Below are 23,804 nucleotides of genomic sequence, written 5' to 3' on the forward strand. Positions count from 1 at the left end.
GAGCTGCCGTCGAGCGCCACGTCCAGCTTCCGTTTGCCGGTATCGATCCCGGCGCAGATTGTGATAGGCTTGGCCATCTTCGTCGACCCTCCCTTGTGATGCGAACCTGAAGTTCGTTCAACCATTCGGGTCCCGATGAAGCGCCGACCGCGATCTTGCTACAAGGCAGCCTCAAGGCTTCGGTGGGCAGCGATCCGATCGATCGGCAGCCCAGCTCGGGCGGCCACCCGGGCTGGGCCATTCCTCACGGAACGATCTCACTCTACTCCAACGCGCTAATACAAGGGTGGGCAAAGCGAAGCGTGCCCACCATCGAATTCTCAGCAAGTGATGGTGGGCACGGCGCAAGTGCGCCTTTGCCCACCCTACGATCCGAGCACAGGACAACCGCCAGCGCCTACCGGCAGCGGGCATCGAGGGAGCACCACATGGCCTTCAAGAATTTCAAGTTCGAAACCGACGCCGACGGCATTGCGCTCGTCACCTGGGACATTCCGGGACGTTCGATGAACGTGCTGGACGAAACCTCGATCCTCGAACTCGAGGAGATCGTCAAGCAGACCACAGCGGACGCCGCGATCAAGGGCGTCGTCATCACCTCGAGCAAGGAAGCCTTCTGCGCCGGCGCCGATCTCTCGATGCTCGAGGGGATGAGCCGTACCTATGCGCAGCTCCTGCAGGAGAAGGGTGAGGTCGCGGCCAACCAGGTGCTGTTCGAGCAGAGCCGCCGTTTCTCGCTGGCGTTCCGCTCGATCGAGACCTCGGGCAAGCCGTGGGTCGCTGCGATCAACGGGCTCGCGCTCGGCGGCGGCTTCGAGATCACGCTATCCTGTCACTATCGCGTCGCCGCGGAGAATCCGAAGACCCGGCTCGGCCTGCCCGAGATCAAGGTCGGCCTGTTCCCGGGCGCCGGCGGCACCCAGCGCGTGCCGCGCATCGTGCCGCCGCAGGATGCGATGCAGCTCCTCTTGAAGGGCGAGGCGATCAATCTCGCAAGAGCCAAGCAGCTCAACCTGATCCACGCGATCGTGCCGCCCGGCGAACTGATCAAGGCTGCGAAGGACTGGATCAAGGGTGGTGGCAAGGCTGTCGCGCCGTGGGACGAGAAGGGCTTCAAGCTGCCCGGCGGTCCCGTCTTCTCCAAGATGGGCATGCAGATGTTCCCGGCCGGCAATGCAATCTACCGCCGCGAGACCTACGACAATTATCCGGCCGCGCGCGCCATCATGAGCTGCGTCTACGAGGGCCTGCAGTTGCCGATCGACGCCGCGCTTCGCGTCGAGTCGCGCTACTTCACGCAAGTGCTGCGCTCCAAGGAAGCGGCGGCGATGATCCGTTCTCTGTTCCTGTCGATGCAGGAACTGAACAAGGGCGCCCGCCGACCCGCGGGCGTGCCACCGACCAGGGTGAAGAAGCTCGCCGTCATCGGCGCCGGCTTCATGGGCGCCAGCGTCGGCTACGTCTCGGCCAAGGCCGGTATCGAAGTCGTGCTTGTTGACCGCGACCAGGAGAGCGCCGACAAGGGCAAGGTGCACGCCAAAAGCGTGATCGACGGCCTCATCGCCAAGGGCCGGGCGAAGGAGGCCGAGCGCGATGTGCTGGTGTCGCGCATCACGGCGACCGCCGACTACAACGCGCTAAAGGACTGCGACCTCGTCATCGAGGCGGTGTTCGAGGACCGCAAGGTGAAGGCCGACACCTATGCCAAGGCGCAGCCGCTCTTGAAGGATGATGCGATCTTCGCCTCCAACACCTCGACGCTGCCGATCAATTCGCTGGCGGAGGAGTTCAAGGACCAGGGCAAGTTCATCGGCATCCACTTCTTCTCGCCGGTCGAGAAGATGATGCTGGTCGAGATCATCCTCGGCAGGAACACCGGGGACGTCGCGCTCGCCACCGCGCTGGATTATGTCCGCACCATCGGCAAGACGCCGATTGTAGTGAACGACTCCCGCGGCTTCTTCGCCAACCGCTGCGTGATGCGCTACATCGCGGAAGGCAACGAGATGTTCCTCGAAGGCGTGCCGCCGGCGATGATCGAGAACACGGCCAAGATGGCCGGCATGCCGGTCGGGCCGCTGTCGCTGTCGGACGAGGTTGCCCTCGACCTCGGCTTGAAGATCATGAAGGCGACCGAGGCCGATCTCGGGCCCAACGCCATCAACCAGGATCACAAGAAGCTGATGATGGAACTGGTCGAGAAGCAGGGCCGCTTCGGCCGCAAGAATGCCAAGGGCTTCTATGACTATCCGGAGAAAGGCAAGGGCCAGAAGAGCCTGTGGCTCGGGCTTGCCGGGCTGCAGCCGAAGCACCTCGACCCGGATACGCTTGATGTCGAGGAATTGAAGCAGCGTTTCCTGGTGGTTCAGGCGGTCGAAGCCGCGCGCACGGTCGAGGATCACGTCATCACCGACGTGCGCGAAGCCGATGTCGGCTCGATCCTGGGCTTTGGCTTCGCGCCGTTCACCGGCGGCACGCTGTCCTATATCGACTTCATGGGTACGAAGAGGTTCGTCGAGCTCTGCCACAAGTTCGAGGCCAAATACGGCTCCCGCTTCACCCCGCCGAAGCTGCTGGTCGAGATGGCGGCTAAAGGCGAAACTTTCTACGGCCGCTTCCCGCCAAAGAAGCAGGTCGCGGAAGCCGCGGAGTAGGGGCTCATCGAGCCGTGCATCCTAACCTCCCCTTGAAAAAGCGAGGTCGGTTCGCGCAAAGCGCAAACCGGGTGGGGATCATCTCTCCACGCACACCTGCGCCCGTGGCTGACCCCCATCCCGACCTTCCCTCTTTCAGGGGGAAGGAGAAGCGGGATCACGCCGCCTTCAGTCCTTCCTTGGCCAGCGCTTCCTGCACCTTCGGCCGGGCGGCGACGCGGGCCTTGTAGGCAAGGAGATTGGGCAGGCCCGACAAATCGAACTTCATCCGGTCAGCCCAGGTCAGCATCGTGAACAGGTAGCCGTCGGCGACGGTGAACTGGTTGCCGAGCAGGTAGTCGCGCCCGGCAAGCTGGCTGTCGACATATTTGAACTTGCCCATCAGGCGATCCTTGAAGAAGGCCTTGGTGTCATCGGACAGGACCGGCGCGAACAGCGGGCTGAAATTCTTGTGCAGCTCTGTGGTGATGAAATTGAGCCACTCGAGCAGCTTGTAACGTTCGGCGCTGCGCTGGGCCGGGGCCAGGTTCTTGTCCGCGGCCTTGTCGGCGATCATCTGCACGATGACCGGTCCCTCGGTGACCAGTTCGCCGGAATCAAGCCTTAACGCCGGGACCTGGCCCTTCGGGTTTACTTGCAGGAAATCGTCACCATTTTCGAGTTTCTTGGCGCGCACATCGACCTTGACCAGCTCGTAGGGTAGGCCGGCTTCCAGGAGCGCGATATGGGGCGAAAGCGAGCAGGCGCCGGGTGAATAGTATAATTTCATGGAGGTCTCCTCTTCGAATTTATTGTTGGCCTTGGGCGTCGGACCGATTAAATGCACCTGCATGAATAGTCAAGATTGATGCAGCTGCATTCAGTACGGTACACTTTACGCCGACGATGTTGGACTATAGGCCATGAAACGCAAACCATCGACCGAGGCGACCGCCGCCTGGATCCGCCTGATGCGGGTGCAGAGCCGGGTGCTCGACGCCGTGGAGCAGGATTTGAAGAAGGCCGGCTTTCCGCCGCTGGCCTGGTACGATGCCCTGCTCGAGCTGTCGCGCGCGCCGTCGGGTGAGCTGCGGCCGGTGGAATTGGAGCGGCAGATGCTGCTGCCGCAATATTCGACCTCGCGGCTGATCGATCGCCTGGTGGATGAGGGGCTGGCGGCCCGGCGTGAATGCAAGGTCGACAAGCGCGGCCAGTTCGTCGAGATTACCGAGGCGGGCCGCGAATTGCAGAAGCGGATGTGGGGCGCCTATTCGGCGGCGATCGAGAAGCATGTCGGGTCGAAACTGTCTGACGCCGACGCGGTCAAGCTCTGCGCGCTCCTGGACCGCCTGGGATGTTCCTGCAGCGACGCCAAGTCGCCTGCGATGAGAGACGGCGTGACTGCCCGATGATATTATTGTTGCCACCAGCATCCGCGAGCCGCCCGGTTCGCGGGTGCCCCTGCCACCGCGCGCATTCGATCGAAGCGCTTCAGTATCGGAATTCGTATGGCGCGTGACCAGATCGATATGACGCCACTCCAATCGCGCGACGAACTGGTCGCGTGGCTCGAGGCCGGCGTGAAGGACCCAGCCGATTTCCGGATCGGAACCGAGCACGAGAAGACGCCGTTCACGCTGCAGGGTCATCAGCCCGTGCCGTATGAAGGCGCGCGCGGCATCGGCGCGCTGCTGGAAGGCATGAAGCTCCTGCTCGGCTGGGAGCCGATCATGGAGAACGGCAACATCATCGGCCTCTACGACGTCACCGGGGGCGGGGCGATCTCGCTCGAGCCGGGCGGCCAGTTCGAATTGTCGGGCGCCCCGGTCGAGACCGTGCATCAGACCCAGAGCGAATTGATGGCGCATCTCGCGCAGGTGCGCGAGATCGCGACCCCGCTTGGCATCGGCTTTCTCGGCCTCGGCATGACACCGTCCTGGTCGCGGGCACAGATTCCGGTGATGCCCAAGGGCCGCTACAAGATCATGACCGGCTACATGCCGAAGGTCGGCAAATACGGCATCGACATGATGTATCGCACCTGCACTGTGCAGACCAATCTCGACTTCTCCTCCGAAGCCGACATGGTGAAGAAGCTGCGCGTGTCGCTCGCCTTGCAGCCGATCGCGACCGCGCTGTTCGCCAACTCACCGTTCACGGAAGGCAAGCCCAACGGGTTCCTGTCGTTCCGGTCCGAGATCTGGCGCGACACCGACAATGCGCGCTCCGGCATGTTGCCATGGGCGTTCGAGGACGGCATGGGGTTCGAGCGCTGGGTCGACTATGCCCTCGATGTGCCCATGTATTTCGTCAAGCGCGGCGACAACTATATTGACGTCTCCGGCACCTCGTTCCGTGATTTCTTCGAGGGCAAGAATCCGGCGTTGCCCGGCGAGCGCCCGACCCTGTCCGATTGGGCCAATCACCTCTCGACGATCTTCCCCGAGGTGCGGCTCAAGCGCTATCTGGAAATGCGCGGCGCCGATGGCGCGCCATGGGTACGGCTGCCGGCATTGCCGGCTTTCTGGGTCGGGCTGCTCTACGACAGCGATACGCTCGATGCCGCCTGGGATCTGGTGCGGAACTGGACCGCACGCGAACGGCAGTCGCTGCGCGACGACGTGCCGCGCTTCGGCTTCAAGGCGCGGATCAAGGATCGATATCTCTTCGAGATCGCGAAAGAGTGTCTCAAACTGTCGCACGCCGGGTTGCGGCGGCGTAATCGCATCGACCAGATTGGCCGCGACGAGAGCCGCTATCTCGAGCCGCTGGAGCGGATCATCGATTGTGGCCGGACGCCGGCGGAAGAATTGCTGGACAAGTTCAACGGCGCCTGGAATGGCTCGATCGAGCCGGCCTATGACGAATGCGCGTTCTAGCGCTGTCGCGTCTTATCCGCTTGTTTTGATGCATCTTCCTTGCGCGCGTGGCGTTCACTCCACACGCGGGCAGGCAGTCACAACAATTGGTGTGCCAGCTTGCCGCATTTTTGAGCCGTTCATCCGGCGTACAGGTTGGCGGCGCTCAAATGACCACCCGTGGTGAGCGCGGGGGGATGTCGAAAGCGTTGGATATGAGAATTGGCCGCCTCGTCTGGGCGTGTGTGGTGACGTTCGCCTTGTTGGCGGCCGTGGCGACGTCACGGCCGGCACTGGCGCAGATCAACTTCGATCGTCCCGGCGGAGATTACCTGAGCGCGCCCGTTGCCTCGGGCGATCCCGCCGATTGCGCGCTGGTCTGCGAGCGCGACCGCCGCTGCCGCGCCTGGAGCTTCAACTATCCGACCGACATCACCGCCGGCGCGGTGTGCTGGCTCAAGAACAGCGTGCCGCCGCGCGCGCAGAACAGTTGCTGCGTCTCCGGCGTGCGCGGTGCCGGCGTCGTCGAACCGCGCAACGGCACCGTCGAAACCTCGATTGATCGACTCGGCGGCGACTACAAGAGTTTCGACTTGAAGCCAGGCGAGGGCGACGAGGTCTGCAAGGCCGCCTGCGCCGCCGACAACAAATGCCGTGCCTGGACCTATGCGCGCCCCGGCTATGCCGGGCGCGAGCCACATTGCTTCCTGAAAAAGGAAATCAAGCCGCCGCGACGCAAGGCGGGATTCACCTCGGGCGTGGTGCGGTAACGGGCAGCACCGTGATCTCCGGCCACAGCGCCTTCCAGCGCGCCGCTTTTTTCTCGTAATTCGCTGCAGAAAAATTCGGTGCCGGATTCGGCCGAACGATCATGTTGGCGACGTCATCGAATCCGTTGGGTGCGTAGACATCGTAGCCTTCAGGCGTGCGGCGGACTCCGAGCTGGGTGTTCCTCGTCAGAAAGCGGTCGATGCCATCGGTCGAGCGCATCAATGGCGGGTAGCGCAGGCCGTGCTTTTCGGGATACCAAAGGTGGACGCGCGCCTGGTTGCGGACTTCGATGCTGACGCCGAGGGGGCCGACCGCATCATGCACGCGTTTGATGATCCGGTCCTCCGCTTCCCAGGAGGTATCGCGATCGAAATAGAAAATGTCGTAGTCGCTGATGCCGTGATCGACGGCACGATGAGTCTTCACGTTTCAGACCGTCTGCACCAGGCAGCCCGCTACGATCCACGCGTCGGGCAGTGCCAGCCGCAGCAGCTCATCAGCGATGGTGGCATTGGCGGGATTGCGCAGCACTGCTGCAAGGAATTCGTCTCGGTTCATGAGGTCCCGTAGGGTGGGCAAAGCGAAGCGTGCCCACCATCACGAGCGGAGTGCTAGAGCATATTCGGTTCTGATTGAATCAGAACCGAGGCTCTAGATTGTTGTTTTGACGCGTTTTCTTCACGCGAACCGGTGTCCACTTCGCTCGAAAACGCTCTAGCGGTGGGCACGCCGCGCTTTGCCCACCCTACAATTGGCAGCCGACAGATTAGTGCACCGAGGTGAAGAACCGCGCGAAGCGCAATCCTGACGGCCAGGTCCACACCGGCTGGCTGCGCATGCCCATGTCCCAGGAGCCCACCACGGCATCGGCGCGGCCGATCAGGTTGTCGATCGGCAATAGTCCGACCCCGCCGTCGCGCACCGAGACGCGGCTATCGGCGGAATTGTCCCTGTTGTCGCCGAGCACGAACAGTTCTCCCGGCGGCACGGTGACCTCAGGCGTGTTGTCGAGACGGCCGTTGTCGCGCATCTTGAAGATCGCGTGGCTCACGCCGTTCGGCAGCGTCTCGATGTAGCGATGGGCAGTCTCGGAGTTGCCGCGATCGTCCTCGGCATCGCCGATACCGTCGGGCTTCAATGTCGCGGGATGGTCGTTGATGAAGAGCTGGCCTTGACGCATCTGGATGCGGTCGCCGGGCAGGCCGACCACGCGCTTGACCCAGGCCTGCGAGCGGTCGCCCGGCCAGCGGAACACCACGACGTCGCCACGCTTCGGCGGCTCGCCGAATAGCCGGCCGCTCGTTTCCGGCAGCGTGATCTGGATCGGCAGTGAGGCCGTGCCGTAGCCGTAAGGATATTTTGACGCGACCAGCGCATCGCCGATCAAGAGCGTCGGCTCCATCGATCCCGACGGCACGTAGAACGGCTCGGCGATCGCGCCCTTGGCGAGGAACACGACAGCGACGATCGCCGCGAGTTGGGCTGCCTGCGAGCGCCAGCTTGTCGGCTTGCTGACCGCCACTTCGTTGTTGCTCACTAGCCGGTTCCTCCCACGGTGATCCGCTCCATGCGCAGTGTCGGCTGGCCGACCCCGACGGGCACGCCCTGGCCGTTCTTCCCGCAAGTGCCAATGCCGGTGTCGAGCGCGAGATCGTTGCCGACCATCGTGATGCGGTTGAGGTCGGTCGGCCCGTTGCCGATCAGCATCGCGCCCTTCAGCGGCGCGCCTAACTTGCCGTTCTCGATCTTGTAGGCCTCGGTGCACTGGAACACGTATTTGCCCGAGGTGATGTCGACCTGGCCGCCGCCGAAATTGGCGGCATAGATGCCGTTCTTCACCGAGGCGAGGATCTCCGCGGGATCGCTGTTCCCGGCCAGCATGTAGGTGTTGGTCATGCGCGGCATCGGCACGTGGGCATAGCTCTGCCGCCGGCCATTGCCGGTCGGCTTCATGTTCATGAGCCGCGCGTTCTGGCGGTCCTGCATGTAGCCGACCAGCACGCCGTCCTCGATCAGCACGGTGCGGTTAGTCGGCGTGCCCTCGTCGTCGATCGAGAGCGAGCCGCGGCGCGAGGCCATCGTGCCGTCATCGACCACGGTGACGCCCTTGGCGGCGACCTGCTGGCCCATCAGGCCGGCGAAGGCCGAGGTCTTCTTGCGGTTGAAATCGCCCTCGAGCCCGTGGCCGACGGCTTCATGCAGCATCACGCCCGGCCAGCCGGCGCCCAGCACCACGTCCATCTCGCCGGCCGGCGCCGGCACCGATTCCAGGTTGACCAGCGCCTCGCGCAGCGCGCCGTCGGCGGCCTCGCGCCAGGCCTTGGTCTCGATGAAACGGGCGTAACCTTCGCGGCCGCCATGACCCTTGCTGCCGCTCTCCTGCCGGTCGCCCTGGCCCGCGACCACGGAAATGTTGACCCGCACCAACGGGCGGATGTCGCGATAGCTCTCGCCGTCCGGCCGGACGATCTCCACCACCTGCCAGCTCGCGGTCAGGCTCGCGGAAACCTGCCGCACCCGCGGGTCCTTGTCGCGGACATAGGCGTCGATCTCGCCGAGCAGCTTGACCTTGGCCTCGAAACCCGGGGCATCCAGCGGGTTCTCGTCGCCATACAGCTTCACATTCGTGTGCGCAGGTGCCGCGGCGAAGCTGCCGGAATAGCTGCCGCGCACCGCATGGACCGCATCTGCGGCGCGAATCAGCGCCGGCAGTGAGACGTCGGAGGAATGCGCGTAGCCGACCGCGTCGTCCTTCACGGCGCGCAGGCCGAACCCCTGGCTGGTGTCGTAGGTCGCCTGCTTCAGCCGCCCATTGTCGAACACCAGGGCCTCGGTCTGCCCGAATTCCAGGAACAATTCGCCGTCATCCGCCCCTTGCAAGCCCCGCGCGACCTCGCGGCGTACGGCATCGCGGTCGAGATTGGCGCGGTCGAGCAGGGAGGTTGTGGCGGGACTGGTCATGACGACTCCGAATTCAACGCAATTACATCCCGTTCATGTTTGGCTTGGCCGGGACAGTCATGAAGATAGGCGTTGTTGCAGCAATTCGGGAGAGGCTGCTTCACGGCAACTTGTCATACCCCTCCGCTAATCCGTTCAGGCTGAGCGGAAAGCCGATGCCCTCTTCGGGCGTCTCAAAGATGATGAACGTCGCGGTCTTGGCGTTCCTGAGCTGGCCGAGCAGTTTGTCGTCCATCACGACCTCGGCGACGCAGCCGTTGGGCAGGCAGCGGACGAAGCCGGCGCGGCCGACGTCCTGGTTGTCGAGCTTCAGGCCGAGTCCGGAGGGCAGCAGGACGCCAAGCGGCGCAACCACCCGCATCAGGCGGCTCTTCTGGTCGGCGGTCTTCAGCACGATCACGGTCAGGCCGGCGTTGGAACGGTCTTCGGCGACCACGCTCTGGATCAGCGCGCATTGCTCGCTCTGGGCGCCCGGCGGGGTGTCGCAGCGGATCTGCCAGTCGCCATGGACGGAGCGCACCGCACCCTGGGCATGGGCCGCCTGAATCAGGCCCAACATGAACGTGAGCGCCAGCAGGCCGCCCAGCCAGCTGGCGGCACTCCAGCTACGTCCACTGTGATGTCTCAAAGCGCCCATCCGATCCTTTGATATCCGGCCATGCCGGATTGGTTTCCCGGCCGAGAGCCGGTGCATGGCCCGGCAGCCGGCGGCACGCAAAACGACTGATACCGCAATGACGGCGCCTTGAAGGCGATCCCCAAGCAAATCTCGCGCCGTGGTGGGGTCTACGCGCGAATCAGGTTCCTGCGGAGCGCCCAGCCTGTGGGTACATCCAGCAACCGCCCTGTCAAGCGGCGTGGCCTCTCAGGCGTGGGCGCTATTGCCTGATTTATCGAGAAAATGTCACATCACGGGATTAGCCGGTCGCGCATGGCTCGGGGCGCTACTACTGCATTGCGACCGCCTGCGAATTATGGTTTGAGAAGCTGGATTTCGACGCGTTCTAACGATCTGGCCCCGTACTTTCCGAAGGTGCGTCCGGCAGGCCGTTTGTCAGGGCGGATCGTGCGGCATCTTTGCCATCTGGCGGGGATGCTTGGGGATAAATCATAGGGAGCGCGAACGGCATGAGGATGTCGATGGGCCTGATGGGCCGGCGGTTGCTGGGGGGCGCGGTGGCGGGCGTGGCGCTCGCGACCAGCGGGACGGCATTCGCCGAATTGGGGCAGCCGGCGCCGTGGGAAGCCACGCTGCAGCAGGCAGGCTCCCCGGTGATGGAGAACATCGTCTGGTTTCATAACTTCCTGCTGGTGATCATCACGCTGATCACCCTGTTCGTGCTGGCGCTGCTGGTCATCGTGGTGATGAAGTTCAATGCGCGCGCCAATCCGGTCCCCTCCAGGACCACGCACAACACGATGATCGAGGTTGCCTGGACACTGGTTCCGGTGCTGATCCTGGTCTGCATCGCGGTGCCGTCGTTCCGCCTCCTGTTCCTGCAGCTCGACGTGCCGAAGGCGGACCTGACCGTGAAGGTCACGGGCAAGCAGTGGTACTGGTCTTACGCCTATCCGGATAACGGCAAGTTCGAGTTCGACTCGCTGCTTGCCCAGGACAAGCAGCCGCGGCTGCTCGGCGTCGACAATGAGATGGTGGTGCCGGTCAACAAGGTGATCCGGATCCAGACCACCGGCGCGGACGTTATCCACTCATTTGCGGTGCCGGCCTTCGGCATCAAGATCGACTCGATCCCCGGCCGCCTGAACGAGACCTGGTTCAAGGCCACCAAGACCGGCATGTATTACGGTCAGTGCTCGGAGCTGTGCGGCAAGGACCATGCATTCATGCCGATCGCGGTGCGGGTGGTGGACGATCAGGAATTCGCGAACTGGGTAGACGCCGCGAAGAAGAAATTTGCCAGCAACCCGGCGAATTCATACGCCTCTGTTGGTCAGGCGGCGCAGTAGGCTGCAAGCCCGAGCGGCGGGCTTCGCACATCGGAACAAGGGCGACAGGACCGCAAAGGTCCAGAGGGACTTCTTAAGGATCTGAGACATGGCAACAGGTGCAACGACACACGACGATCACGCCCATGATCACGCTCATCCGACCGGATGGCGCCGCTATCTCTACTCCACGAACCATAAGGACATCGGCACGATGTACCTTATCTTCGCGGTCATTGCGGGCATCATCGGTGGCGCGATGTCGATCGCGATCCGCGCCGAGCTGATGTATCCGGGCGTGCAGATCTTCCACGAGTCCCACACCTACAACGTGTTCGTGACCTCGCACGGCCTGATCATGATCTTCTTCATGGTCATGCCGGCGATGATCGGCGGGTTCGGCAACTGGTTCGTGCCGTTGATGATCGGCGCGCCCGACATGGCGTTCCCGCGCATGAACAACATCTCGTTCTGGCTGTTGCCGGCCTCGTTCGCGCTGCTCTTGATCTCGACCTTCGTCGAGGGCGAGCCGGGCGCCAACGGCGTCGGCGCCGGCTGGACGATGTACGCGCCGCTATCGACCTCGGGCCATCCGGGGCCGGCGGTCGACTTCGCGATCCTGTCGCTGCACCTCGCCGGTGCCTCCTCGATCCTGGGCGCGATCAACTTCATCACCACCATCTTCAACATGCGCGCGCCGGGCATGACGCTGCACAAGATGCCGCTGTTCGTGTGGTCGATCCTGGTGACGGTGTTCCTGCTCTTGCTGGCGCTGCCGGTGCTCGCCGGCGCCATCACCATGCTGCTCACCGACCGTAACTTCGGTACCGCCTTCTTCGCTCCCGATGCCGGCGGCGATCCAGTGCTGTTCCAGCACCTGTTCTGGTTCTTCGGCCACCCCGAAGTGTACATCCTGATCCTGCCCGGCTTCGGCATGATCAGCCAGATCGTCTCGACCTTCTCGCGCAAGCCGGTGTTCGGCTATCTCGGCATGGCCTATGCGATGGTTGCGATCGGCGGCATCGGCTTCGTGGTGTGGGCGCACCACATGTACACGGTCGGCATGTCGTCGGCGACGCAGGCCTATTTCGTCGCCGCCACCATGGTGATCGCGGTGCCGACCGGCGTGAAGATCTTCTCGTGGATCGCCACGATGTGGGGCGGCTCGATCGAGTTCAAGACGCCGATGATCTGGGCGATCGGATTCATCTTCCTGTTCACGGTCGGCGGCGTCACCGGCGTCGTGCTGGCGAACGCCGGCGTCGACCGCGTGCTGCAGGACACCTATTACGTGGTGGCGCACTTCCACTACGTGCTGTCGCTCGGCGCCGTGTTCGCGATCTTCGCTGGCTGGTACTACTGGTTCCCGAAGATGTTCGGCTACATGTACAACGAGACCATCGGCAAGCTGCACTTCTGGTTCACCTTCATCGGCGTGAACCTGGTGTTCTTCCCGCAGCACTTCCTCGGTCTTTCCGGCATGCCGCGCCGCTACGTCGACTATCCGGACGCGTTCGCGGGCTGGAACCTGGTCTCCTCGCTCGGCTCCTATATCTCGGGCTTCGGCGTGTTGATCTTCATCTACGGCGTGATCGACGCCTTCGTCCGCAAGGAGCAGGCGGCTGCCAACCCGTGGGGCGCCGGCGCCACGACGCTGGAATGGACGCTGTCCTCGCCGCCGCCCTTCCACCAGTTCGAAGTGCTGCCGCGCGTGCAGTAGTCAAGAAACAGCGGCGCGCCCTTCACGGGCGCGTCGCGCTCTCTAGTTTGCTTTAAGGGAACGAGATTATCGTGTCGGTTGTCGACCACAACGCCATCGACCTTGGCCCCCGGATTTCCGAGGCTGAGGTCGGCGACTACATCGCGCTCTTGAAGCCGCGGGTGATGTCGCTGGTGATCTTCACCGCGCTGGTCGGCCTGATGATCGCGCCGGGGCACGTCCATCCGGTGCTGGCCTTCACCTCGATCCTCTGCATCGCGGTTGGCGCTGGTGCCTCCGGCGCGCTGAACATGGCCTATGAAGGCGACATCGACGCGCTGATGACCCGCACCGCCAACCGGCCGATCCCGCGCGGCCGCATCACAAGTGGAGAAGCCACCGCCTTCGGCCTGACGCTGGCGTTCTTCTCGGTGATCACGCTCGGCATCCTTGTCAACCTGCTCGCGGGCGCGCTACTGGCCTTCACGATCTTCTTCTATGTCGTGATCTACACGATGTGGCTGAAGCGCTGGACCGCGCAGAACATCGTGATCGGCGGTGCGGCCGGCGCGCTGCCGCCGGTGGTGGCCTGGGCCGCCGCAACCGGCTCGTTGTCGGTTGAGCCCGTGCTGTTGTTCCTGATCATCTTCTTCTGGACCCCGCCGCATTTCTGGGCGCTGGCGCTGTTCCGCAGCGACGACTACGCCCGCGCCGGCGTGCCGATGCTGCCGGTGGTCGCTGGTCCCGACGCGACACGGCTGCAGATCCTGCTCTACACGATCGTGCTCGTTGCGATCGCGGTGGCACCGTGGCCTCTCGGTTATTTCGATGCGGTCTATGGTGTCGCCTCGCTTCTGCTCGGGGCGGGCATGCTGTGGCTTGCGGTCGACGTCTATCGCCGCCGCGAGCGCGTCGAAGCAAACCGCGCCTGCCGCAAGCTGTTTGCTTTCTCCATCCTTTATCTGTTCGCGCTGTTCGCGACTTTGCTGATCGAGGTTGCCTTCCGCACTGTTGCATCATGGGGCGCGTAGGGAGCGCATGGGCACGCAATGGATGACAAACGCGAGCCAGAAGGGATTGTCCTTACCGAGGCGCAGCTCAAAAGCCGCCGCCAGCGCTCGATCGCTATTGCGCTCGCGCTCGGCGTGCTGGTCGTGCTGTTCTTCGCGGTCACCCTGGTCAAGGGCCCGGCCGTCCTGGTGCGGCCGATCTGAGATGTGATCGAGATGGCGCAAGAGACGACCACGCCCAGGCAGCCCGGCCCGAGCCAAAAGGCGTCGCGCCGCACGCTGACGCGTGACGCGATGGTTGCCTCGATCTGTGGCCTGGTCGTCGTGCTGATGGTCGGCGCGTCCTATGCGGCCGTGCCGTTCTACAACTGGTTCTGCCGCACCACCGGCTTCAACGGCACCACCCAGGTCGCGACCTCGGCGCCGGAGAAGGGGCCGCTCGCGCGCAAGATCGAGGTTCGCTTCGATGCCAATGTCGCGCCGGGCCTGCCCTGGAAGTTCGAGCCTGAGCAGAGCGAGATCGAGGTCCGGATCGGCGAAGTCGTAACCGTCCTTTACACCGTGACCAACCAGTCGGCGCGGACCACGACGGGTCAGGCGGCCTATAACGTCGCGCCGCTGACGGTCGGGAGCTATTTCCAGAAGATCAACTGCTTCTGCTTCACCGAGCAGACTATGGCGCCGGGCGAGACACGCGAGATGCCTGTCGTGTTCTATGTCGATCCGGCGCTGGCGGCCGACCACGAGAACGACAGCCTGAAATCGATCACCCTGTCCTACACTTTCTATTCCGTGCGCGATCCGGTCCCGAAGCCGGTGGCTTCCGGTGGGTCAGACAAGCGTAAGGGCAATCTTTGAATTTCTGAGACGAATACGTGCCTGACGGCACGCGATGGGAGAGACTGCAATGGCTGAGGCGCACGTCAAGCATCACGATTACCACCTCGTCGATCCGAGCCCCTGGCCGGTGGTCGGCTCGATCTCAGCCTTCATCATGTGCTTCGGCGCCGTCGGCTGGATGCACCACATGTTCACGGGCGCGCCGATCGTGTTCGGCATCGGCGTGATCGGCGTGCTCTACACCATGGCGAGTTGGTGGGGCGATGTGATCCGCGAGGCCCAGTACAAGGGCGACCACACCCGCGTGGTGCAGCTGCACCACCGCTATGGCATGATCCTGTTCATCGCCTCCGAGGTGATGTTCTTCGTCGCCTGGTTCTGGGCATTCTTCAACGCCGCGCTGTTCCCGGCCGATCCGGTCCATGCCGCCCGCGACGCGATCTTCGGCTGCGGCGCGGGCACGCAGATGGGCGCCTGCGCGGTGTCTGGCACCTGGCCGCCGCACGGCATCGAGACCTTCGATCCCTGGCACCTGCCGCTGCTCAACACGCTGCTGCTGCTCACCTCCGGCACCACGGTGACCTGGGCGCACCATGCGCTGCTCGAGAACGACCGCCAGGGCCTCAAATACGGCCTGATCCTGACCGTGCTGCTTGGCGCTGCCTTCACCTGCGTGCAGGCCTATGAATACGCCCATGCGGCGTTCTCGTTCGGCGGCAACGTCTACGGCTCCGTCTTCTTCATGGCGACCGGCTTCCACGGCGCTCACGTGATCATCGGCACCATTTTCCTGCTGGTCTGCCTGTTCCGCGCCTATGCCGGTCACTTCACGCCGAAGCAGCACCTCGGCTTCGAGTTCGCCGCCTGGTACTGGCACTTCGTCGACGTGGTCTGGCTGTTCCTGTTCATCTGCATCTACGTGTGGGGCCGCGGCGCCGAAACCATGGCGCACGCTGCGCATTAACCCGCAGCGACGTGCTACAAGGGGGCGGCCAAGGGGCCGCCCTTTTGATTTCTGGAAGCGAAGTTCGAACAGCCGATGCCTACCGATACTCCCCCGACGGTCACCGAGAGCGCGCTCCGCGGCATTGCCTGCCGCTGTCCGCGCTGCGGCAAGGGCAAGCTCTATGCGGGCTTTCTCACGCTCGCTCCGCGCTGCGAGAGTTGCGGCCTGGACTATGCCTTCATCGATTCCGGTGACGGGCCGGCGATCTTCATCATCATGCTGGCCGGCGCGATTGTCGTCGCCTGCGCCCTGATCGTGGAGGTCAAGTACCAGCCGCCGTTCTGGGTGCATGCGGTGCTCTGGCTGCCGTTGATCATTGTCACCACCCTGCTGCCGCTGCGTTCGATGAAATCGCTTCTGATCGCACTCCAGTTCCACCACAAGGCGGCAGAGGGCCGGCTGATCAAGCGCGAGCAGAAATGACTGCGCCATCCTCGCAACGGCGCGGTGCCGCCGGCTTCGGCATTTTCACGTTGATCCTGGTGGTGGTGTTCACGGGCCTCGGCGTCTGGCAATTGCAGCGTCGGGTCGAGAAGCATGCGCTGATCGCGGCCCTCAACGAGCGCCTGGCGACGGCGCCCGAAGCGATGCCGCAGCCTTCGCAATGGGGCGCGCTGCGTCCGGTCAGCGACGAATTCCGTCGCGTCACGCTGACGGCGACCTACGCGAAGCTGCCGGATGCGATGGTGTTCAGCTCCGGCTCCGCGGTGCGCGACGATATTTCCGGTCCCGGCACCTGGGCGTTTCTCCCGGCCCGCCTGGAAAGCGGCGAGATCGTCGCGGTCAATGCCGGTTTTGTGCAGAACACGATGCAGGATCGTGGCCAGCAGGACCGCGCGGTCGCTCCGCTGGTCACGGGTGAACCGGTCAAGCTGACCGGCTATCTCCGTTTCCCTGAAAGCGCCGGCCCACTGACGCCGAAGGAAAATCCGGCAAAGCGCCTGTGGTTCGTCCGCAATCATCTCGCGATGGCCACCGCGCTCGGCTGGGGCGAGGGCAAGTCGATCGCGCCCTTCTACATCGATCTGGAGTCCCCCGTGCCCGACAGCGGCATTCCCAAGCCGGGACCGCTGAAGGTCAATCTCAAGGACGACCACATGCAATACGCCATCACCTGGTTCACGCTTGCCGCAGCGGTGCTGATCGCGTTTGCGTTGTGGATGCGCGGCCAGCGCCGCGCGTAAGATGGGGCTCCCTCTCCCGCTTGCGCCGCACGCAGCGAGAAGGAAGAGCCTTCAGGTTCTGAACGACGCCCTGAACAGCGCCGGATAGCGCAGCGCTTCCAGTCCACCGCGAGCGGCGTAATGCACCAGCAGCGCGGTCCACAGCCCGGCATTGCCGAACGGACGCAGCAGGAACCAGGCGGCGAGGAAGATCACGAGCGACAGCACCATCAGGTTGCGCATGTCGCGCGCCCAGGTCGCGCCGATATAGACGCCGTCATAGGCAAAGGCGAACACCGCCAGCAGCGGCGACAGGATCACGAACAGCAGGAACGCGCGTGCCGCCTGCCGCACCTCGGTGCTCGCTGTCATCACGTCGATCAGCGCCGGCCCGAACAGGGCGAACGCGGCCATCACGGCCAGCGCGAATGCAAAGCCCCAGACCAGAACCAGCCGCACCGCGCCGGCAAACGCATAGCGGTCGCGCGCGCCATAGGCGCGGCCGCAGAGCTGCTCGGCGGCATTGGCGAGGCCGTCGAGGAAGAAGGCGCTGACCAGCAGGAAATTGTTGAGCACCGCATTCGCCGCCAGCGTGACGTCGCCGGCGCGGGCGCCTTGCGCGGTGAAGAACAGGAACGCCGTGATCAGCGCAGCTGTGCGGATCATGATGTCGCGGTTGACCGCAAGCATCCGCATCAGTTTTGCGCGCGCAAACAGCGTGCCCGGCGGAATCTCGAGCTTGCCGCCGGTGAGATGACGCGCGATCAGGATGCCGAGCACAAGCCCGGCCGCTTCCGCGATCACCGCGGCGGTCGCCGCGCCGGCGATGCCGAGATCGAACACCAGCACCAGCAGCATCGTCGCCGCCATGTTGGTGACGTTGATCGCGATCTGCGTCGAGAGCGCCAGCGCCGCCCGCGCCTGGCCGATCAGCCAGCCGAGCACGACGTAATTGGCGAGCGCGAGCGGCGCCGACCAGATGCGGATCAGGAAATAGGTCTTTGCGGCTGATGTGACGCCCTCGCTGCCGCCCATCGCGCCGAGCAGGATCGCAGCCAGCGGCAGTTGCAGCGCGATCAGCGCTGCGCCGATGACAGCCGCGACAATGAAGCCTCGCACCAAAATTGCACGCAGTTCCTGCGTCTCGCCGGCGCCGAGCGACTGCGCGGTGAAGGCAACCGTGCCCATGCGCAGGAAGGCGAACAGCCAGAACATGCAGTCGAACAGCACCGAGGCCATCGCGACGCCGCCGAGCAGCGCCGCATCGTTGAGCCGTCCGATCGCGGTGGTCGAGACGATCCCGATCAGCGGCGTCGTCAGGTTCGCAATCATCGCGGGACCTGCGATGGCGAACACCTGCTTGCTGGTGACCTTGGTGAGAGGCGCGTGCATCTCCTTAGAACACCACCACCATGCCGTCGCTGGCGGCGACGTAAGGCAGCTCTTCCACGCGCGCGAGCATGTCGTCGCTCATATGGGTCAGCACCAGCCGCTTGGCGCCGATCTCGGGCAGATGCGCCTCCAGCGTCTTCAGGCTGAGGTGGTTCTTGACGACCTTGTCGTAGGTATAGGCTTCCGCGATGAACAGGTCGGCGTTTTTCGCCGCCGGGACCAGCGCGTCCGTCCACTCGGTGTCGGCGCTGTAGCTGATGATGCGGCCCTCGGCCTCGATCCGGTAGGCCAGGAACGGCCCGCCGGATTCGCCGTGCACGACCGGATACGGCGTCACCTTCACCGCGCCGAAGCTTCGGCTCTGTTCCGGCACGAGAGGAACGACAGACAGATCGAAACGCTGCTTCGTCTTCGACGAATGCTCGAACAGCGTTTCCGTCACCTCCGGCAATCGCGTCTCGATGCCCTGAGGCCCGGCGATCACCAGTGGGCGGCTGCGCCGCGAGAACTGCGCATCGAGCAGGAAAAACGGCAGGCCGGCGAAGTGGTCGCCGTGGAAATGCGTGATCAGGATCAGATCGATCTCATCGCGCACGATCTCAAGCCGCTTCATGGCCGGCAGCGAGGACGCGCCGCAATCGATCAGGAAATTGACGCTGTTGCCGGTGACGTGGAAGCAGGTGTTGGAGCGGCCGCCGGAGCCGAAGGCGTCACCAGAGCCGACAAATCGCAGTTGCATCGCTCGGCCCGCAACAGCTAGCGGCCGCGCGGCGCGCCGAACAGCCGCGACAACAGCCAGACCGGGATCACGATCACGGCGCCGAGCAGGAAGTAGCGCCACAGCCAGTTGATGGCGTCGAAGCCGAGATCCCACAACCGCTGGAACAGCATGCGGATGCTGTGGATGATGTTCCAGGGGTCGAATCCAACAGCCGCGAGCACGACGCCGACCAGGATCGACAACAGGATCAGCCGGAAGGCGACCGACAGCGGCGAGCCGCCGAGAAAGCGGTACAAACCGTCATTCTGGCCGGCCGGCAGGTCACGGACGTCATTCGGCATTGCCGTCTCCTCGCGGGTATTCCCAGCGCATTATAGGCACCGCAGACCACATGGGGAACCCGCGGTGCGCCGTCAATAGCTGTCATACGCGGGAAGGAACTTGCGTCTCGGCCTTCAGCATCCGCGCCAGTGTCTCGAGCCGGTCGGCCTCGCGCGGCGGCTTGTCCCAGCGCAGCCGGTTGATGCGCGGAAACCGCATCGCGACGCCCGATTTGTGCCGCGTCGAGCGCGCCAGTCCCTCGAAGGCGACTTCCAGCACCAGGCCCTGATCGGGCTCGTGCACGACGTGGCGGACGGGTCCGAATTTCTCGGTGGTGTTGCGGCGGACGAAGCGGTCGATCTGCAAGAGTTCTTCATCGGTGAAGCCGAAATAAGCCTTGCCGACCGGCACCAGTTCGTCGCCATCATCGCCATTGGTCCAGACACCGAAGGTGTAGTCGGAATAGTAGGACGACCGCTTGCCGTGGCCGCGCTGGGCATACATCAGTACCGCGTCGATGATGTGCGGATCGCGCTTCCACTTCCACCATTGCCCCTTCGGCCGGCCCGGCAGATAGGGCGCATCGCGCCGCTTCAGCATCACGCCCTCGACCGCTTCCGCATCCCACCCCGCGCCGGCGCCGGCGGGATCGGCACGCGCCGCCGTCAGCGCGGCCCAATTGGTGAAGGGGACGGTCGGCGACAGGTCGATGCGCGGATCGGCGAGCTTCTTGATGAAGCTTTCAAGATGCGCGCGGCGTTCCTCGAACGGCAGCTCGCGCAGATCGTTTTCGTCGTCGCCAAGCAGGTCATAGGCGCGCAGATGGATCGGATAATCCTTCAGCAGTTTCGGCGAGACCACCTTGCGGTTCAGCCGCTGCTGCAGCACGTTGAAGGTCTGCACCCGTCCGTCGCGCAGCACGAGCAGCTCGCCGTCGATCGCGCCGGGCAGATGCAGCGACGGCAACAGGTCCGGAAAGCTCTTGGTGATGTCCTCGCCGCTCCGCGAATAGAGCCGCACTTGCAGGTTTCCGCGCTCGTCGCGGCCTGAGACCGCCTGTACGCGGATGCCGTCCCATTTCCATTCGGCGATGAAATCGGCCGGATCGAGACCCGCGAAATCCGCATCTTCGATCGCATGCGCCAGCATCACCGGGCGGAACGGCGCCGGCTCGCGGTTGATAGGTTTTTCCGCACGGCCCTCCAGCCAGCCGAACAGATCGAGATAGGGCGGCGCCAGCCCCGGCCACATCAATTCGATCTCGTGTGGGTCCTTGTCGCCAAGGGCCGCAGCCGCGGTTTTCGCCAGCCGCGCCGAAATCCCGATCCGCATCGCGCCGGTGACAAGTTTTAGCAGCGCCCAGCGCCCGGTCTCATCCAGCTCGTCCAGCCAGCGCGCAAGCTGCGCCGGCAGTTCGGTCTTGCCGAGCGTGCGCAATCGGGTGACGACCTCGGTCAGCGTCGGCGGAGGGGGATTGTTGTGCAGGTTGCGAGGTCGAGATTCATGTTGAGAATTGAGCCTGCGGTACCCCCCTCCCTGTCCCTCCCCCACAAGGGGGGAGGGAGCGGAGAGAGCCGAGGCTGCGGCGGCATGATTGGTGCGAGATGGTTGCGCAGAATTTCGCTGCGCTCCCTCCCCCCTTGTGGGGGAGGGCTGGGGAGGGGGGTAGCCCCGAAAAGACTCGTCATGATTGACTGAATGCTTCGGCCACATCAGCGCCACCGTCTCGGAGAGGTCGCCGACGTAATCATAGGAGAGCCCGAACAACACCGGGTCGGTGCGCTCCATGATCAGGTCGCGGATCAGGCCGGGCTTGGCGTGCTTGAACGACAGCGCGCCGGTGAGCGCCGCCAGCGCATAGCCGCGATCGGGATCCTCGGTATCGCGCAAATAGGCCGTCAGCAGTTTCAGCTTGTTGTTGCGGCCGGGCTCGTAGGCGAGGCGGTCCAATAGTTCGGCGAAACGGTTCATGCCCCGCTTTCCTCGCCTTCGATCACGACCTCGGTCTCCTCCTCGTCGCCATAGCCGACGAGATCGAGCGGCCGCGCGGCAAGCCCGCGTGACCTGCACCAATGCACCAGCGCGTCTTCCTGGCCGTGCGTCACCCAGACCTCGCCGGCGCCGGTTGCGCCGATCGTCGCGGTCAGCCCGTCCCAGTCGGCGTGGTCTGATATCACCAACGGCAGCTCGACGCCGCGCTGCCGCGCGCGAGCGCGCACCCGCATCCAGCCCGAGGCAAACGCAGTGACCGGGTCGGGAAAGCGCCGCGTCCAGATGTCGGAGGTCGCCGTCGGCGGCGCCAGCGTGATGGTGCCGGCAAGCTCGGCCTTCTTCATGCCGCGGACGGCGCGGAGATCACCGAGCGCGCTCCCCCGGCTCTCGTAATAGCGTGTGATCTTCTCCATCGCGCCATGCAGGTAGATCGGCGCGTCATAGCCGGCCTCGCGCAGCAGCGCGATCACGCGCTGCGCCTTGCCGAGCGAGTACGCCCCGACCAGATGCGCGCGCTCCGGAAACAGCGCCACCGATGCCAACAGCTTCTTCACCTCGTCCGCCGCATTGCCGTGCCGGAACACCGGCAGGCCGAACGTCGCCTCCGTGATGAAGACGTCGCAGGGCACGAGCTCGAATGGCGCGCAGGTCGGATCCCCCGCATCTTTGTAGTCGCCGGAGGCGACGATGCAGAGATCCTGGCAACTCACCGCGATCTGCGCCGAGCCCAGCACGTGGCCTGCGGGATGGAATTTCACTGTGACATCGCCAAGCCTGATCTCCTCGCCATAGCGGATGGCCTGTGTGCTTCCGGCAAAGCCATCGCCATAGCGCAGCCGCATCATGTCGAGCGTCTCTTGCGTCGCCAGCACCGCGCCGTGGCCGGCCCGTGCATGGTCGGAATGGCCATGGGTGATGACCGCGCGCTCGACCGGGCGGACCGGATCGATATGGAAGCCGCCCGGCTTGCAGCAGAGACCGGCGGCAACTGGCAGCAGGATGTCCTGGGGGCGCATCCGGAATATATAAGCCGGCTTAGCCCCGTTTTTAGCCGTCATGCGCGGGCTTGACCCATGCATCCATCCCTCTAAAGATTTTTTCTTTGATGGATTGCCGGGAGCCCGGCAATGACGGATCTGGTTCCCCAAGCAATGCCCGCGCGCCTTTTCCTGTCGTCCGGTGATCTCGTTGCCGACCGCCGCTATGAATTCGCCCGCGACCTGCAACTGAAGGGCGATCTCGCTGCCGCCGCCGATTTGCTCGAGCAGGCGGTGGAGCTCGCGCCGAAATTTGCTACCGCCTGGTTCACGCTTGGTGAAATCCGCCACAAGCTCGGCGATCGCGATGCGGCCGTCGCGGCATACCGCAAAGCGCGCGCGGCGGATCCCGAGGATCGTCACGGCGCCGGGCTGCGCTTGATGCGGCTTGGCGCCGAAGCGATCTCGTCGATGCCGGCAGGCTACGTGCGGACGCTGTTCAATCAATACGCGCCGCGGTTCGAAGCGTCGCTGGTCGGCGATCTCGGTTATCGCGGGCCAGCGTTGTTGTTCAAGGCGGTGCGGTCGGTCCGCGCGGCGGCCAGGAAACCGGCCTGCTTCAAGCGGGCGATCGACCTCGGCTGCGGCACGGGCCTTGCGGCCGCTGCCTTTGGCGCGAGCGTCGATTCGTTCATCGGGATCGACCTATCGCCGCGGATGATCGAGAAAGCGCGTGGGACCAGGCTCTATGCGGAGCTCGAGGTCGACGACTTGCTGCAGGGCTTGCGCCGCAAGCCTGATGCTTCGGCCGATCTCATTGTTGCCGCCGACGCGATGGTCTACGTTGCTGAGCTCGCGCCGGTGCTTGCCGAGGCCGAGCGCGTCCTGGCGGTCGGCGGCCTGTTCGCGTTCACAACTGAGACCCATGACGGCGAGGGCGTCGTGATCGGCGAGGGACTGCGCTATGCCCATGCCGCGGCTCATGTGCGCGACGCTGTCGCGGCCGCGGGCCTTCAATTGTCGCGGCTCGAAGACCTCTCCGCCCGCAACGAGGACAACGCTCCTGTACCTGGTCTCGTCGTCGTCGCGGACAAGGCGTGATCTCTCTTAAACCTCTCCCGCTTGCGGGAGAGGTCGGATCGCATCGTAAGATGCGATCCGGGTGAGGGTTCTCTCCACACGGAAAGTCCCATCGTGGAGACACCCTCACCCCAGCCCTCTCCCGCAAGCGAGAGCTTTGCATAATGGGCGAATCTGCGATTCTCTAAGAGAGGATCGGAGAGGGGGCTGGAGTGACATATCGGCGGGTTGGACAACCGAGCTTCGCAGATGCGCTGGTATCGCGGCGGGGAAAAGGCAATCCAGCGTTGAAGCGGATCGGCGAGCTGGTCGATTGGGCGGCTGTGGAGCTTGTGCTGCGCGGCCTTCCGGAACCGGAGCGTGGCGCGCCGCCCTACCCGCGGCTGGTGATGTTCAAGGCGCTGCTGCTGCAGCAATGGTATGGACTGTCCGA

Annotated in this window: 23 protein-coding genes and 1 pseudogene; 14 read left to right on the plus strand and 10 right to left on the minus strand. The window is 64.3% G+C overall.

What is annotated here, in order from left to right; all coding sequences use genetic code 11:
• Positions 1–428 precede the first annotated feature (428 nt).
• On the plus strand, positions 429–2,654 hold the full coding sequence (locus J6497_RS37615; RefSeq protein ID WP_225709232.1) for a 3-hydroxyacyl-CoA dehydrogenase NAD-binding domain-containing protein: 2,226 nt from the start codon (positions 429–431) through the stop codon (positions 2,652–2,654).
• A gap of 157 nt (positions 2,655–2,811) precedes the next feature.
• Here J6497_RS37615 and gstA read toward each other — a convergent pair whose 3' ends face one another.
• On the minus strand, positions 2,812–3,423 hold the full coding sequence (gstA, locus tag J6497_RS37620) for a glutathione transferase GstA (protein ID WP_225709233.1): 612 nt from the start codon (positions 3,421–3,423) through the stop codon (positions 2,812–2,814).
• 133 nt (positions 3,424–3,556) lie between these two features.
• Here gstA and J6497_RS37625 point away from each other — a divergent pair, with 133 nt between their 5' ends.
• The 3 genes from J6497_RS37625 (at position 3,557) to J6497_RS37635 (ending at position 6,261) form a co-directional block, all read left to right on the plus strand.
• Positions 3,557–4,045 (plus strand): MarR family winged helix-turn-helix transcriptional regulator, encoded by a 489-nt coding sequence (locus J6497_RS37625; protein ID WP_225709234.1) that lies wholly within the window; start codon positions 3,557–3,559, stop codon positions 4,043–4,045.
• A gap of 96 nt (positions 4,046–4,141) precedes the next feature.
• Positions 4,142–5,512, plus strand: coding sequence for a glutamate--cysteine ligase (locus J6497_RS37630; RefSeq protein ID WP_225709235.1), 1,371 nt, complete (start codon positions 4,142–4,144; stop codon positions 5,510–5,512).
• 194 nt (positions 5,513–5,706) lie between these two features.
• On the plus strand, positions 5,707–6,261 hold the full coding sequence (locus J6497_RS37635; RefSeq protein ID WP_225709251.1) for a PAN domain-containing protein: 555 nt from the start codon (positions 5,707–5,709) through the stop codon (positions 6,259–6,261).
• Here the strand turns inward: J6497_RS37635 and J6497_RS37640 are convergent.
• From J6497_RS37640 to J6497_RS37655, 4 genes and pseudogenes are all read right to left on the minus strand, one after another.
• A pseudogene (locus tag J6497_RS37640) lies at positions 6,239–6,820 on the minus strand (nucleotidyltransferase family protein). The gene J6497_RS37635 and the pseudogene J6497_RS37640 overlap by 23 nt on opposite strands.
• 208 nt (positions 6,821–7,028) lie before the next feature.
• Complete coding sequence (gene lepB / locus J6497_RS37645) at positions 7,029–7,799, minus strand: signal peptidase I (protein WP_225709236.1); 771 nt, start codon at positions 7,797–7,799, stop codon at positions 7,029–7,031.
• On the minus strand, positions 7,799–9,223 hold the full coding sequence (gene tldD / locus J6497_RS37650) for a metalloprotease TldD (protein WP_225709237.1): 1,425 nt from the start codon (positions 9,221–9,223) through the stop codon (positions 7,799–7,801). The genes lepB and tldD overlap by 1 nt, the downstream gene beginning before the upstream one ends.
• Before the next feature lie 100 nt (positions 9,224–9,323).
• Positions 9,324–9,809 carry an invasion associated locus B family protein gene (locus J6497_RS37655; RefSeq protein WP_376708337.1) on the minus strand — a complete coding sequence of 162 codons (486 nt, stop codon included), beginning with the start codon at positions 9,807–9,809 and terminating at the stop codon, positions 9,324–9,326.
• A 542-nt stretch (positions 9,810–10,351) separates the two neighbouring features.
• Between J6497_RS37655 and coxB the strand changes: the two genes are divergently transcribed.
• From coxB to J6497_RS37695, 8 genes are all read left to right on the plus strand, one after another.
• Positions 10,352–11,191 carry a cytochrome c oxidase subunit II gene (gene coxB / locus J6497_RS37660; RefSeq protein ID WP_225709238.1) on the plus strand — a complete coding sequence of 280 codons (840 nt, stop codon included), beginning with the start codon at positions 10,352–10,354 and terminating at the stop codon, positions 11,189–11,191.
• Between the two features lie 88 nt (positions 11,192–11,279).
• Positions 11,280–12,890: a cytochrome c oxidase subunit I gene (gene ctaD, locus J6497_RS37665; protein ID WP_225709239.1), complete on the plus strand. Its 1,611-nt coding sequence runs from the start codon at positions 11,280–11,282 to the stop codon at positions 12,888–12,890.
• Between the two features lie 71 nt (positions 12,891–12,961).
• Positions 12,962–13,900 carry a heme o synthase gene (locus tag J6497_RS37670; protein WP_225709240.1) on the plus strand — a complete coding sequence of 313 codons (939 nt, stop codon included), beginning with the start codon at positions 12,962–12,964 and terminating at the stop codon, positions 13,898–13,900.
• Between the two features lie 18 nt (positions 13,901–13,918).
• The gene (locus tag J6497_RS37675; RefSeq protein WP_225709241.1) at positions 13,919–14,083 is read left to right on the plus strand and encodes a cytochrome c oxidase system small membrane protein; all 165 of its coding nucleotides are present in this window, start codon (positions 13,919–13,921) and stop codon (positions 14,081–14,083) included.
• A 12-nt stretch (positions 14,084–14,095) separates the two neighbouring features.
• Positions 14,096–14,737, plus strand: coding sequence for a cytochrome c oxidase assembly protein (locus J6497_RS37680; RefSeq protein WP_225709242.1), 642 nt, complete (start codon positions 14,096–14,098; stop codon positions 14,735–14,737).
• Between the two features lie 49 nt (positions 14,738–14,786).
• The gene (locus J6497_RS37685) at positions 14,787–15,683 is read left to right on the plus strand and encodes a cytochrome c oxidase subunit 3 (protein ID WP_225709243.1); all 897 of its coding nucleotides are present in this window, start codon (positions 14,787–14,789) and stop codon (positions 15,681–15,683) included.
• Between the two features lie 75 nt (positions 15,684–15,758).
• Complete coding sequence (locus J6497_RS37690; RefSeq protein WP_225709244.1) at positions 15,759–16,148, plus strand: DUF983 domain-containing protein; 390 nt, start codon at positions 15,759–15,761, stop codon at positions 16,146–16,148.
• The gene (locus J6497_RS37695) at positions 16,145–16,909 is read left to right on the plus strand and encodes an SURF1 family protein (protein ID WP_225709245.1); all 765 of its coding nucleotides are present in this window, start codon (positions 16,145–16,147) and stop codon (positions 16,907–16,909) included. Before J6497_RS37690 ends, J6497_RS37695 begins: the two co-directional genes overlap by 4 nt.
• Before the next feature lie 51 nt (positions 16,910–16,960).
• Here the strand turns inward: J6497_RS37695 and J6497_RS37700 are convergent, their stop codons facing one another.
• The 5 genes from J6497_RS37700 to J6497_RS37720 all read right to left on the minus strand — a co-directional run bounded on the left by J6497_RS37700 (position 16,961) and on the right by J6497_RS37720 (position 22,330).
• A complete protein-coding gene (locus J6497_RS37700; protein WP_225709246.1) occupies positions 16,961–18,280 on the minus strand; it encodes an MATE family efflux transporter in 1,320 nt (439 codons plus the stop codon).
• 4 nt (positions 18,281–18,284) lie between these two features.
• Complete coding sequence (locus J6497_RS37705; protein WP_225709247.1) at positions 18,285–19,019, minus strand: MBL fold metallo-hydrolase; 735 nt, start codon at positions 19,017–19,019, stop codon at positions 18,285–18,287.
• A 17-nt stretch (positions 19,020–19,036) separates the two neighbouring features.
• A complete protein-coding gene (locus J6497_RS37710; protein WP_225709248.1) occupies positions 19,037–19,342 on the minus strand; it encodes a DUF6460 domain-containing protein in 306 nt (101 codons plus the stop codon).
• Positions 19,343–19,424: 82 nt separating this feature from the next.
• On the minus strand, positions 19,425–21,293 hold the full coding sequence (locus J6497_RS37715; protein ID WP_225709249.1) for an ATP-dependent DNA ligase: 1,869 nt from the start codon (positions 21,291–21,293) through the stop codon (positions 19,425–19,427).
• Positions 21,290–22,330, minus strand: coding sequence for a ligase-associated DNA damage response exonuclease (locus tag J6497_RS37720; protein WP_225709253.1), 1,041 nt, complete (start codon positions 22,328–22,330; stop codon positions 21,290–21,292). Before J6497_RS37720 ends, J6497_RS37715 begins: the two co-directional genes overlap by 4 nt.
• Before the next feature lie 135 nt (positions 22,331–22,465).
• On the opposite strand from J6497_RS37720, the gene J6497_RS37725 reads away from it, so the two are divergent.
• Together J6497_RS37725 and J6497_RS37730 are read left to right on the plus strand one after the other, a co-directional pair.
• Entirely contained in the window at positions 22,466–23,392 is a 927-nt protein-coding gene (locus tag J6497_RS37725) for a class I SAM-dependent DNA methyltransferase (RefSeq protein ID WP_225709254.1), read from the plus strand.
• Positions 23,393–23,583: 191 nt separating this feature from the next.
• The coding region (locus tag J6497_RS37730; RefSeq protein WP_225709250.1) for a transposase at positions 23,584–23,804 on the plus strand (221 nt) is incomplete at its 3' end.

Origin of the sequence: Bradyrhizobium cenepequi, from assembly GCF_020329485.1 — a bacterium.
GTDB lineage: Bacteria > Pseudomonadota > Alphaproteobacteria > Rhizobiales > Xanthobacteraceae > Bradyrhizobium > Bradyrhizobium cenepequi.